Source organism: Protofrankia sp. CiP1_Cm_nod1, assembly GCF_920888515.1.
Classification (GTDB): domain Bacteria; phylum Actinomycetota; class Actinomycetes; order Frankiales; family Frankiaceae; genus Protofrankia.
In genome coordinates this window covers 1-11,918 of record NZ_CAKKTM010000087.1, presented here as the reverse complement: position 1 = coordinate 11,918, position 11,918 = coordinate 1, and the positions used below count along the sequence as shown (strand labels likewise).

General features: G+C 71.5%; 10 protein-coding genes and 2 pseudogenes. 7 read left to right on the top strand and 5 right to left on the bottom strand.

Features of this window, described 5'->3' with window-relative positions; all coding sequences use genetic code 11:
• Positions 1-98: 98 nt before the first annotated feature.
• On the bottom strand, positions 99-1,367 hold the full coding sequence (locus NBX02_RS04680; RefSeq protein ID WP_250281766.1) for an NAD(P)-dependent malic enzyme: 1,269 nt from the start codon (positions 1,365-1,367) through the stop codon (positions 99-101).
• A 431-nt stretch (positions 1,368-1,798) separates the two neighbouring features.
• Between NBX02_RS04680 and rfbC the strand changes: the two genes are divergently transcribed.
• Positions 1,799-2,416 (top strand): dTDP-4-dehydrorhamnose 3,5-epimerase, encoded by a 618-nt coding sequence (rfbC, locus tag NBX02_RS04675; protein ID WP_250281767.1) that lies wholly within the window; start codon positions 1,799-1,801, stop codon positions 2,414-2,416.
• Here rfbC and NBX02_RS04670 read toward each other — a convergent pair.
• Positions 2,377-2,775 (bottom strand): annotated as a pseudogene (locus NBX02_RS04670) (S24/S26 family peptidase); the annotation flags it as partial. The gene rfbC and the pseudogene NBX02_RS04670 sit on opposite strands and share 40 nt — an antisense overlap.
• A gap of 95 nt (positions 2,776-2,870) precedes the next feature.
• Here NBX02_RS04670 and sodN point away from each other — a divergent pair.
• The 3 genes and pseudogenes from sodN to NBX02_RS04655 all read left to right on the top strand — a co-directional run bounded on the left by sodN (position 2,871) and on the right by NBX02_RS04655 (position 5,379).
• Complete coding sequence (gene sodN, locus NBX02_RS04665) at positions 2,871-3,266, top strand: superoxide dismutase, Ni (RefSeq protein ID WP_250281771.1); 396 nt, start codon at positions 2,871-2,873, stop codon at positions 3,264-3,266.
• A gap of 449 nt (positions 3,267-3,715) precedes the next feature.
• A pseudogene (locus NBX02_RS04660) lies at positions 3,716-4,189 on the top strand (anti-sigma factor); the annotation flags it as partial.
• Positions 4,190-4,350: 161 nt separating this feature from the next.
• Positions 4,351-5,379, top strand: coding sequence for an RNA polymerase sigma factor SigF (locus tag NBX02_RS04655; RefSeq protein ID WP_250281773.1), 1,029 nt, complete (start codon positions 4,351-4,353; stop codon positions 5,377-5,379).
• A 130-nt stretch (positions 5,380-5,509) separates the two neighbouring features.
• Here the strand turns inward: NBX02_RS04655 and NBX02_RS04650 are convergent, their stop codons facing one another.
• Positions 5,510-5,986 (bottom strand): hypothetical protein, encoded by a 477-nt coding sequence (locus NBX02_RS04650; protein WP_250290134.1) that lies wholly within the window; start codon positions 5,984-5,986, stop codon positions 5,510-5,512.
• Positions 5,987-6,194: 208 nt separating this feature from the next.
• On the opposite strand from NBX02_RS04650, the gene NBX02_RS04645 reads away from it, so the two are divergent.
• Positions 6,195-7,199: a diacylglycerol kinase family protein gene (locus NBX02_RS04645; protein ID WP_250281777.1), complete on the top strand. Its 1,005-nt coding sequence runs from the start codon at positions 6,195-6,197 to the stop codon at positions 7,197-7,199.
• Positions 7,200-7,318: 119 nt separating this feature from the next.
• Here the strand turns inward: NBX02_RS04645 and NBX02_RS04640 are convergent, their stop codons facing one another.
• On the bottom strand, positions 7,319-8,053 hold the full coding sequence (locus NBX02_RS04640) for a glycerophosphodiester phosphodiesterase (protein ID WP_250281778.1): 735 nt from the start codon (positions 8,051-8,053) through the stop codon (positions 7,319-7,321).
• Positions 8,054-8,632: 579 nt separating this feature from the next.
• On the opposite strand from NBX02_RS04640, the gene NBX02_RS04635 reads away from it, so the two are divergent.
• The gene (locus NBX02_RS04635) at positions 8,633-8,881 is read left to right on the top strand and encodes a WhiB family transcriptional regulator (protein WP_013872459.1); all 249 of its coding nucleotides are present in this window, start codon (positions 8,633-8,635) and stop codon (positions 8,879-8,881) included.
• Between the two features lie 271 nt (positions 8,882-9,152).
• On the opposite strand, the gene NBX02_RS04630 is transcribed toward NBX02_RS04635, so the two are convergent.
• Positions 9,153-10,625 carry a sensor histidine kinase gene (locus NBX02_RS04630; protein WP_250281780.1) on the bottom strand — a complete coding sequence of 491 codons (1,473 nt, stop codon included), beginning with the start codon at positions 10,623-10,625 and terminating at the stop codon, positions 9,153-9,155.
• 253 nt (positions 10,626-10,878) lie between these two features.
• Here NBX02_RS04630 and NBX02_RS04625 point away from each other — a divergent pair.
• The coding region (locus NBX02_RS04625) for an 8-amino-7-oxononanoate synthase (RefSeq protein ID WP_250290132.1) at positions 10,879-11,918 on the top strand (1,040 nt) is incomplete at its 3' end.

Sequence of the window (11,918 nt, the reverse complement as noted above, 5' to 3'; positions counted from 1 at the left end):
GTCCGAGGCCGTCGCGCGAACGCCGCCGCGCGGTACGACCGCCGGCCGCGCCGCTGGCAGCGCGTCCACCAGCGGCGCCACGGTAGCTACCCGGATGCCTACCGGCGTGCGACCCCGTCGGCGTGCGCCTGGCGGGCCACCGCGGCGGCGACCGCCGGCGCCACCCGGCCGTCGAAAACGCTCGGGATGACGTGCTGCTCGGTCAGCTCGTCCGCGATCACACCGGCGAGCGCGTCCGCCGCCGCCAGCTTCATCGACTCGGTGATCCGGCTCGCGCGCACGTCCAGTGCCCCGCGGAACACACCGGGGAAGGCCAGCACGTTGTTGATCTGGTTCGGGTAGTCGCTGCGCCCGGTGGCGACGATCCGGGCGTGCCGGCGCGCGACCTCCGGGTCGACCTCGGGGTTGGGGTTCGCCATCGCGAACACGATCGAGTCCGGCGCCATCGAGGCCACGGCATCCTCGGGCACGGTGCCCGAGGACAGGCCGAGGAAGACGTCCGCCCCGGCCAGCGCGGCGTTGATCGAGCCGGTGAGCCCGGCCCGGTTGGTCACCGCCGCGATCTCCGCCTTGACCGGGGTGAGGCCGGCCCGGCCCTGGTGCAGGATCCCCCGGCTGTCACCGACCGCGATGTCCCCGATGCCGGCGGCGAGCAGGATGCGGGTGACCGCCAGGCCCGCGGCGCCCGCGCCGGAGACCACCGCCCGCAGGTCGGCCAGCCGCCGGCCGGTCAGCCGCGCCGCGTTCTCCAGCGCGGCGAGCGCCACGATCGCCGTCCCGTGCTGGTCGTCGTGGAAGACCGGGATGTCGAGACGGTCCTGGAGCAGCCGTTCGATGGCGAAGCAGCGCGGCGCGGAGATGTCCTCCAGGTTGATGCCGCCGAAACTGGGCGCCAGCCGGGCCACCGTCTCCACGATCTGCTCGGCGTCGGTGCAGTCCAGGCAGATCGGGACCGCGTCCACCCCGGCGAACTGCTTGAACAGCGCAGCCTTGCCCTCCATGACCGGCAGGGCCGCGGCCGGGCCGATGTTGCCGAGCCCCAGCACGGCGGTGCCGTCGGTCACCACCGCGACGACGTTCGACCGCCAGGTGAAGTCGTCCGCCAGGCCCGGCTCGTCCGCGATGGCCGTGCAGACCCGCGCGACCCCGGGGGTGTAGGCGCGCGAAAGATCCTCCCGGTCGTTCAGCGGGACGGTCAGCGCAACGCCGATCTTGCCACCCTGGTGCAGGGCGAACACGGGGTCGGTGTCGCGGGCCAGCGGCCCCGGCCCGTCCGGCGCGACGGCAGGCTGGGGCACGGCCGGCGGCAGATGCCCCGGCGCATCAGGAACGAGCTGGTTGACGGAATGGTCGGTTGTGGCAGTCATCACTACTCCCTCGGACGAGATGCCTCGACGGGTGGGAGGCGTGGACGGCAAGGCCGGGGATCGCCCGGGGATGCCGTCCAATATGACACGCGGGCCCCGCCGCCTCCTCCGCGGACACCCCCATATCCTCGACTGAAGCATGCGCGTGCCCCGGGCGTCCCGAATAGTTTTTGCGGCCGGCACGGCGTACCGGAACACCAATGGATCGATACCGGAACAGACATGGACCACCGGTGACCAGCGGCGATCAATGATGGTCAGTGGCAGTCAGTGGCAGTCAGTGGCAGTCAGTGGCAGTCACCGGTGGCCGGCGTGCTCCTCGCGCGCCGCCGGGATGCCCGCCTGCCGGGTGATGCCCACCTGTCAGGTAGGGCCGCATTGGCTCCCGGGAAGCCCCCACGGGGCGTCGTTACCGGGTACGGTGCGCGTTCGTGGAGGTTCATGAACTCGAGATAGCCGGCGCCTGGGTGTTCACCCCCCGCCAGCACACCGACGACCGGGGCACCTTCCTGGAGTGGTACCGGTCCGAAACCGTGACCGAGGTGGTCGGCCACCCGCTCAGCCTCGCCCAGGCGAACCACAGCGTGAGCCGGCGCGGGACGCTGCGCGGCATCCACTACGCCGCCGTGCCGCCCAGCCAGGCCAAGTACGTCTCCTGCGTCCAGGGCCGGGTCCTCGACTGTGTGGTCGACATCCGGCTCGGTTCGCCGACGTACGGGACACACCAGGCGGTGCTGCTCGACGACGTGGACCGCAAGGGCCTCTACCTCGCCGAAGGACTCGGCCACTCCTTCATGGCGCTCACCGAGAACGCGGCGATATCGTACATATGTTCGACATCGTACAACCCCGCCCGCGAGTACGGCATCGACCCGCTCGATCCCGACCTGGCGCTGCCCTGGCCGCGGGATGTGACCCCGCTGCTGTCCGAGAAGGACGCGCGGGCCCCGTCGCTGAAGGAGGCGGAGGCCGCCGGCCTGCTGCCGTCCTACAGCGCGTGCACGGCCTACTACGAGACCCTGCGGATCCAGGCGGGCCGCGGCCAGTAGCGGGCGATCACCCGGCCCAGCACGTCCGCGGCCGGGACCGCGCCGAACGTCGCACTGTCGGTGCCGGCCGCCACGTTGTCGGACCGCAGCCACCACGACCCGTCCGGCTCGACGAAGGCGGCCCGCTTCACCCCGAGCCCACGGCCGGGCAGCCGCGCGACGACCACGTCACCCACCCGTGGTGGCAGGCCCCACAGCACCACGCACGCGTCCCCGTCCCGCAGCGTCGGCGCCATGGAGCGGCCGCTGACGGAGACCATCCGCACGGCAACATGTCGGCTCACCCGGGTAAGTTGCCACAAGGTGGAGCCATGCATCGACACCGTCCGAGGCCGGAGCACCTCCGAGGGCCGCTGGGGCGCGCCCGCGGCATCCCGGCCCTCCGGTCAGGCGGCATGCGTGCCCACCCGAGAGTTGCCCCAGGACGTCCAACGAGACGAGAAAGGACGGCAGCATGAGCCTCCTACGTCCGAAGACAACGGTCAGCGCCCACTGCGATCTGCCCTGTGGCGTCTACGACCCGGCCCAGGCGAAGATCGAAGCGCAGTCCGTGAAGGCGATCCAGGAGAAGTACCAGAGCAACGACGACCCGGCCTTCCGCGCGCGCGCCCTGGCCATCAAGGAGGAGCGGGCGGACCTGGTCAAGCAGCACCTGTGGGTGCTGTGGACCGACTACTTCAAGCCCAACCACCTGGAGAAGTACCCCGAGCTCCACGACCTGTTCTGGCAGGCCACCAAGGCGGCCGGGGCGGCCGGCGCCAAGGGCTCGGTCGACCCGGTCGACGGGCAGAAGCTGCTCGACCTCATCGAGCGGATCTCCACGATCTTCTGGGAGACCAAGGCCGCATAGGTACCACGGCCGCACGGCCTCCGCGCAGGGATCCGGGAACCCGGGGGACCGCGGCGCCGCGGACAGCATGACCGGCAACAGCGTCCCGCCTGTTCCCGGCCCGCCGGCGGCCCGGGGAGCCGGGCCCTGCGCGTCACGGCTGACAGCACTGATCATAACCAGCTCATAACCAGTATTGATCATAATCTCGGCTCCGGCCGGAGCCGGCGGGCGGGAGCATCCCCGAACGGCGATGGGACGTAGTCGGCATCACCCACACAATCCGCAGAATCGATCACCCGACCTGCGGTGGCGCCTCGGCACTGGGTACGGTGGTCTTCACGTGGCATGAGCTGGGCGCGGACGTCTCCAGCCTCGACCGGCACAACCGCTGCCCAGGTGGGGGTCAAGAGATCAGATGGAATACGGAACCGCAAGGCACTCAAGAAGGCACTCAAGGGGGTAACACCGTGGACACAACGCCGAGGACCGAAACCACCAGCGGTCAGGGCGGTGTCCCCGGGGCGGGAGTCCCCGGCGGACGGCTGCGAGACGTCGTCCAGCTGACCCTGCCCGCCGCGAGTGCCTATCTGTCGGTCCTGCGGACCGCCACGGCGTCGCTGGCGGCCCGCGCGGACTTCACCCTCGACGACATCGAGGACCTGCGGATCGCCGTCGACGAGGCGTGCGCGCTGCTGCTGCTGTCAGCCGTCCCCGGCTCGGCTCTGGAATGCACCTTCGAGCTCTCCCCCGGCGTCATCGACGTCTCGGTCACGGTGCTCAGCCTGGACGGCGAGCCACCGTCCATCGAGACGTTCGCCTGGACGGTCCTGACCGCGCTGGCCGACGAGGTGTCCTCCGCCGTGGACGCGGACTCGCGGGTCACCATCGTGCTACGCAAGCGGCGCGGGATACCCGAGGAACACATCCACAGTCCCCGGGCCGCGGCACCCAGGACACCAGCGCCCACGGCACCGGCCGCCACGACGCCATCCCCCGTGGCACCATCCCCTGTGACGCCATGGACCGAGAACGCCGGCGCGCCGGCCAGCGGGCCGGTGGGCACGCCGTGACCGCAGGGCGTACCCGACCGTTTCAGGACGCCGTGGCCACGACCAGGCAACGCTCGAAGGCCTTCCTCGACAACAGCCACGATCTTTTCCTCGCCGCGGACGAGGAGGCCACGGACGAGACGCCGCCCGGCACGTCGGTGACGGACCCCGCCCCCAGGCAGGCGACGGTCGCGGCCCAGGGCCGTCCCGGCCACGGTCCCGAGCATGACCACGACCATGCCGGCCCTGGCCCCGACGCCGGTCACCACGGCCACGGCCCCGACGCCGGTCACCACGGCCGTGGCCACGGCCATCCCGGTGAGACCAACGACCGGGTACGCGCCCGGGAGCTGTTCACCCAGCTGGTCGCCCTTCCCGAGGGGGACCAGCGGCGGGCCGAGATCCGTGACCAGCTCGTCCGGATGCACCTGCCACTCGTCGAGTACCTCGCGCGCCGTTTCCGCAACCGCGGCGAGCCCCTGGACGACCTGACCCAGGTGGCGACGATCGGTCTGATCAAGTCGGTGGACCGTTTCGATCCCGAGCGCGGTGTGGAGTTCTCCACCTACGCGACCCCGACGATCGTCGGCGAGATCAAACGGCACTTCCGGGACAAGGGCTGGGCGATCCGGGTCCCGCGGCGGCTCCAGGAGCTCAAGCTGTCGCTGACCAAGGCCACCTCGGAGCTGTCCCAGACGCTCGGCCGCTCACCGACGGTCAGCGAGATCGCGGCCCATCTCCAGATGAGCGAGGAGGAGGTGCTGGAGGGCCTGGAGTCCGCCAACGCCTACTCGGCGGTCTCCCTGGACGCGCCGGACTCCGGCGACGACGAGGCCCCGGCGGTGGCCGACACCCTGGGCGTCCAGGACGAGTCCCTCGAGGGGGTCGAGTACCGGGAGTCACTCAAGCCGCTGCTGGAAAAGCTGCCCCCACGGGAGAAGCGCATCCTGCTGCTGCGGTTCTTCGGCAACATGACCCAGTCGCAGATTGCCACCGAGCTCGGGATCTCCCAGATGCACGTCTCGCGGCTGCTCGCCCGCACACTGGCCCAGCTGCGCCGCGGCCTGCTGGACGACACCTGACGGGCCCCGCACCGCGCGGCCGGGCGGGCCCGCCCGGCCCTATCCTCCGGCTGTGGGCATCCGAGGCAGGGCCCCCGGCGGGGCGTGGTGGCGGCCCGGCCGTACCAGCTCGTGGCCAGCGCGGGCCGGGTCATCCGGAGGAGTCACCCGGGCCCGTGGGCTGGTGTGGGCGGTAGGCACCGGAGACACCGATCAGCACCAGCACCCCGACCGGGACCGCGACCAGTGGGATGCCCTCGCCATAGCGATGGGCCTGCAGAAGGCCAACAGCAACCGGAATACACAAAATCTGAACAACGACAAGCGGGGAACGGGCCCACTGCCGACGCGCGAGCAACGCCCACGTGAGCAGCCACAGGACGACCCCGGCAACAACGGCGAACAGGCCGCCGAGCTCGGCCCGGCCCCGGTCGTCGGTATCCGCGCCGAAACCCCGCACCACCAGGAAGACGCCGAGGCAGACAAGTAACAGTCCTTCGGCGGCCAGCAGCACCGCGGCGGCCCGCAACGCGTGTACGGCACGCCGGGCAGCACGCCAGGCGTTGTCATGTTGCGGACCGCCCGCCGGCGCCGGCACGATCCGCTCGGATCCAGCCCTGGAACCCACACGCCGACAGTACGTGTTCTCCACGGCCGCGTAAGCCCGGTGGGTATGCCTGACGGGCCCCACCACGACATGCGGGTGGACACGCGGGTCGAGATGTGGAGGAGACGCGGATGTCCGCCGGCGGGATTCCACCGGTGGCGGGGATTCCACCGGTGGCAAGAATTACGTCGTGACGCCTGGAAAGCCTTGAACCGCTAACGTAGACATCATGCGTACGCTGCTGGTCGTTAACCCCCTCGCCACGGCTACGACCCAGCGCGTCCGGGATGTCCTGGTCAGTGCCCTGGCCGCGGATCTGCACCTGGAGACCGTCGCCACCAAGAGCCGCGGCCACGCCATCGAGCTCGCCGAGCGCGCCACCGACGCCGGTGTCGACCTCGTCGTCGCCTTCGGCGGCGACGGCACGGTCAACGAGATCGCCAACGGCCTCCTGCGGGCGGGTCCGGTCCCGGGCGCACCGGCACTGGCCGTGGTGCCCGGTGGGAGCACCAACGTCTTCGCCCGCGCGCTCGGCTACTCCGCCTCCCCGGTGGAGGCCACCGGGGAGCTCCTGGAGGCACTGCGCGAAGGGCGCAGCCGCCGGATCGGCCTCGGGCACGCCACCTTCACCAGCCGGTCGGGCACCAGCCAGTCCCGGTGGTTCATGTTCTGCGCCGGCCTCGGCGTGGACGCGGCCGTGGTCGAACGGGTGGAGCGCAAGCGGGTACACGGGCGCCGCAACACCCCGGGGCTGTACCTGCGCTCGGCGCTCGGGCATTTCGTCCGCGGCGCGGGGCGCCGGCGCCCGCCCATCACCATCACCACCGGCGAACCGGGCCAGGCGGCCGGGGCCGCCGGGGCGGCCGTCGACGTGGCCGGCCCGGGCGCCGCGCGGCCGGACACCGTCCAGGCCGCCGTGGTGTGCAACACGACGCCCTGGACGTATTTCGACTCCCAGCTGGTACGCGCCTGCCCGGCGGCCTCGTTCGACACCGGCCTGGACCTTCTCGGCCTGTACCGGCCGACGCTCGCGCGCACGGCCCACGCCGGCCTGCAGATGCTGCACAGCGCCCGGGGCCCCCACGGCAAGAACGTCTACACGCTGCACGACCAGCGCACGATCACGTTGACGGCCGCGCGCGAGCTGCCGTTCCAGATGGACGGCGAGTACATCGGCCCGCAGACCCGGGTGACGCTGCGGTCCGAGCCGAGGGCGCTGCGCGTCATCGGCTGAGCGCCCGTCATCGCCTGAGCCGGACGCGAGCGCCCGCCCGAGAGCCGGAGCCGGAGCCGGGAACGGGCGGGGAGCCCCCTGGTCGAGGGGTTGCCGGCTCGCTGCCGTCGGGCGCCCGCTCAGGCCGCTCCCCGGCCGAGCCCTCGGACGACCTCGGCCGGGTCGTCGCAGATCACCCCGTCCACACCGGCGGCCCGCAGCCGGTCGGCCTCCCGCACCGAGGTGACCGTCCAGGTCACCAGGCCCACGCCGGCCGCCCGGGCCCGTTCGGGCACGTCCGGGGAGCCGAGCACCGAGGAGATGTGGGCGTGCAGCTCCTGATGGCCGGCGGAGCGCACGTAGGCGATGCCGCCGCTGGCCGACATCCGCGGCATGGTGAGGAACGCGGTGGGCACGCCGATCCCGGCGTCGCGTACCGCCTCGATCGCGAACCAGTCGAACGAGGAGACGGTCACCGCCCCGGACGCGCCGTCGGCGGCCCGGGTGAGCCCGCGGGAGCGCAGGAGCTCGACCAGGGCCCGGGCGGTCCGTTCCCGGGGGGCGTCGAAGTCGGGCTGGCCCGGCTGGTTCTTGACCTCGAGAACGAGGCGGCCACGGCCGTCCCAGGCGTCGAGGATGTCGGTCAGGGTGGGCACGCCCAGACCGGTGAGCTCGCGGGTCGTCCGGCGGATCACGGCCCGGCCGGTCAGCCGCCCCGGCAGCCGGGGATCGTGCACGCAGACCAGATCCCCGTCGGCGCTGCGCCGTACGTCCACTTCGATACCATCGGCGCCAGCGCGCAACGCGGCGTCCACCGCCTCAGCGGTGTTCTCCGGACCGGGGACCCGGCTACCGCGGTGACCAAGAACCTGCATGCGCCAACGATGCCATCACGGCCGCGCCCCCGGTAACGCCAGGGCTGGCGAGGCCGGATGCGTCGGAACGCCGGAAGTGCGTGATCACTGCCTGGCCCGCCCGCGGGCCGGAAGCCGGTCGGAGATCCGGAAGGCTCCGGGCCCGGGAACCGCGCGAGAAACCCGGGGTGACAACCGCGAATGCCAATTCGGCATGCCGTCCTGGCTCTGCCAGGCGTGCGTGTTCCCTGAGTTGGCGGTACTAGGACGGTCTGTGTGTCACCGTCGTCCGATCCGCCGCAAAGAGTGGTCCACCTGTGTCTCTAACGGACGAAACCGGGTGGTCAGGGGTCGGTAAGGGGTGGGAAGCCACTTGCAGGTCCTTGCGCCCATGCCAGTTGCGGTGGGAGGGTGGCGAATGTCCGAGGTGGATGACCCCATACACCTCGGGTTCACACGCGACGGTGCATCCGGTCGAAAGATCGAGAAGCCGCGCGGGCCCGGCAGCCGTTTGGCGGCCGGAAAGTGCGACACAACCGTGGCGGCTCGTAAAGCGTCTCACGTGCAGTGTGGCTCGAGACGAGAGAGGGAGTTGTACGCATGGACTGGCGCCACAGAGCGCTCTGTCGCGACGAGGATCCCGAGCTCTTCTTCCCGATCGGTACTACCGGTCCGGCTGAACGCCAGGTCGAAGAAGCAAAGGCCGTCTGCCGGCGGTGCGCCGTGACAAGTGATTGCTTGAGCTGGGCTCTTGACACCGGGCAGGACTCCGGGGTCTGGGGCGGTCTGAGCGAGGATGAACGCCGAGCGCTCAAGCGCCCCGCGCGCACCCGCGTCCGCACCGCCTGAGCAGTACCCGCAGGCACCACCCCAGCTCGAGCCGGACGGCGACTTCCCAGATGGCCATGCCATGAGGTATGGGCCACCGGGATGCTGTCGTGTGCCTTGGAGCTGCTTCTGTCCGTGTCCGCGTCGTTTGCCAGCGAAGCCGACGGCACTCGCTGGACCGGTGTTGAAATGGCAGAAAACGACAGGCCAGGACGGGGTGGGACGGCGCCAGGCACGGTGGTGCTGTACCCACCTCGACGGTCCTCATAACACCGATCTTGGAAAAATTTTTTCAGTCGCGCAGCGGGATGGAGAGCAGGGCCTCGGTACCGCGCTCCGCACCCGCCTGGAGGCGGATCGCTCCCTGCATCTCACCGAGGACAAGCTGGCGCACGATCTGCAGGCCGAGCCGGGGCGAGTGCTCCAGCTGGAAGTCCTCGGGCAGCCCGGCACCGTTGTCGGCGACCACCACGTCCAGCCGGTCGGGATACCGCCGGACCCGTAGCTCGATCGAACCGGCCGAACCATCGAACGCGTGTTCGACGGCATTCTGCAGCAGCTCGGAAAGCACAAGTGCCAGCGGCGTGGCGAGCTCACCGGGCAGCTGGCCGAACGATCCCCTGCGGGTCGTGCTCGCCCTGGTCCCGGTCGAAGCCAGGTCCACCGTCACCGACGTGATCTGGTCAGCGATCTCGTCGAAGGGCACCGACTCGCCGAGGCTCTGCGAAAGGGTCTCGTGCACGACCGCGATCGAGGTCACCCGCCGCACCGACTCCCGCAGCGCCAGGCGCGCCTCGTCCACCTTGGTACGGCGCATCTGCAGGCGCAACAGGGCCGCTACCGTCTGTAGGTTGTTCTTCACCCGATGGTGGATCTCGCGGATGGTCGCGTCCTTGCTCAGCAGCTGCGCCTCCCGGCGCCGCAGGTCCGAGACGTCGCGGACGAGGACCAGCACCTCACGGGTGGCGCCGGGAAACAGCGGGATCGCGCGCAGCAGCACCACCGTGCTCCCGACCGCGAGCTCCACCTCGACCGGACGGCGGCGCCCGATCGCGTGCCACACGGCCGGCGTGGTCGCGGGCAGGTTCAGCATCCGGTGCACCGAACGCAGGTCCTCACCGGTGACGTTGCCGGTGTAGCCGAGGCGGCGGTACGCCGACAGCGCGTTCGGACTGGCGAAAATGACCTTCCCCGAGCCGTCCAGGCGCAGCATCCCGTCACCGACGCGCGGCGCCTCGGGCAGTTCGGCGTTGCTGCCCCGGAACGGGAACGCCCCCTCGGCGATCATCAGCGCCAGGTTGTTCGCGCACTGCAGGTACGCCGACTCCAGCGCGCTCGGCGTCCGGGTGGTGGCCAGGTTGGTGTCCCGCGCCAGCACGGCGATGACCCGGTCGGCGTGCAGGACCGGGATCGCCTCGGTGCGCACCGGCACCCCGCCGTCCCACTCCGGCTCACCCTCCCGGGCGATCCGGTGCTCGCGCCACGAGTTCTGCACCACCCATCTGTTGATCACAACGCTGCCGACCTCGTCGTTGTGGTATGCCGTCGGCCCGGTGGTCGGCCGCACCTGCGCGACCACCAGGAACTCGGCTCCCGGGCCGGCTCCGCCGCGAGCCGCCGTGGCCCGGCTGGGCACGAGCAGCAGCAGGTCCGCGAAGGACAGGTCGGCCAACAGCGCCCAGTCGGCCACCAGGGCGTGCAGATGGTCGATGTCGTCCGCACCAAGATCGGTACTCTCGCGTAGAAGGTCCTCCAGCGTTCCCACGCAGGCAGATTGCCAGACGCGGCGCCGGCTCGGAGCACGTGTGCCCGATCAGCTTTCCCGGATCACGGCACCGCCATGATCCGGTCACTCTCCCGACGACACGAAAACCATGATCGTACTGCCTTCGGCGGGACCGGTTCCAGCGCCTCCGGCAGCGCGAAAACATGATCGCGCTGCCTTCGGCGGGCCGACTTCAGTGTCTCCGGCAACACGAAAACCATGATCGCGTCACCTTTGACCTAGGCTTCCTGGTGTGCACCCGCATACCACCAAGGCGGTCCCCGATCCGCTTGGCTGGCTGGACGGCCATGCCCGGCGCCGGGAAGAAGCCGGGCTGCGCCGGGTCGTGCGCCCGCGCGCGCCCGGCTCAGGCACGCCGGGCGACCCGGCAGGCGGGGATCCCACCCGCCCGCTGGACCTGGCCGGCAACGACTACCTGGGCCTGTCCCGCCACCCCGAGGTGGTCGAGGGCGGGGTGCGGGCACTGCGCACCTGGGGCGCGGGCTCCACCGGAAGCCGGCTGGTCACCGGGACGACCACCCTGCACGGCGACCTTGAGGACGCTCTGGCCGAACACACCGGCTTCGCCTCGGCGCTGGTCTTCGCCTCCGGGTACGCGGCCAACCTGGGCGTGCTCACCTCGCTCACCGGGCCCGACGACCTCATCGTCTCGGACGAGCGTAACCACGCGTCGCTGGTGGACGCCTGTCGGCTGTCCCGGGCGCAGGTGGTCATCGCGCCGCACGCCGACGTCGCAGCGGTCGACGCGGCGCTGACCGAACGGTCGTGGCAGCACGCCGTCGTGGTCACCGACTCGGTGTTCTCCGCGGACGGCGATCTGGCCCCGCTGGCCGCGCTGCACACGGTCGCCCGCTCCCACGGCGCGCTGCTGGTCGTGGACGAGGCCCACAGCCTCGGCGTCGTCGGCCCCGGCGGGCGGGGCGCGCTCGCGGACGCCGGGCTCGCCGGCGAGCCGGACGTGGTCGCCACCATCACCCTGTCCAAGGCGCTGGGCAGCCAGGGCGGCGCCGTGCTGGGCCCGCCGGCCGTGCGCGCGCATCTCATCGACACCGCCCGCACGTTCATCTTCGACACCGGGCTGGCGCCGGCCTGCGCCGGCGCGGCGCTCGCCGCGCTCGGGATCCTCACCACGACCCCGGCTCTCGCGGACGACGTCCGACGGCACGCCCGCCACCTGGCCGACCTCACCGGCGCGCCCCGGCCGGCCGGCGCGGTCGTGTCGGTCGTCCTCGGCGAGCCGGAACGCGCGGTGCGGGCGGCGGAGACCTGCCG

Bases quoted from the DNA above. Each gene is read 5' to 3' on its own strand.
- NBX02_RS04680 (WP_250281766.1), bottom strand. From the start codon at position 1,367: ATGACTGCCACAACCGACCATTCCGTCAACCAGCTCGTTCCTGATGCG.
- sodN (WP_250281771.1), top strand. From the start codon at position 2,871: ATGAGCCTCCTACGTCCGAAGACAACGGTCAGCGCCCACTGCGATCTG.
- NBX02_RS04645 (WP_250281777.1), top strand. From the start codon at position 6,195: ATGCGTACGCTGCTGGTCGTTAACCCCCTCGCCACGGCTACGACCCAG.
- NBX02_RS04640 (WP_250281778.1), bottom strand. From the start codon at position 8,053: ATGCAGGTTCTTGGTCACCGCGGTAGCCGGGTCCCCGGTCCGGAGAAC.
- NBX02_RS04635 (WP_013872459.1), top strand. From the start codon at position 8,633: ATGGACTGGCGCCACAGAGCGCTCTGTCGCGACGAGGATCCCGAGCTC.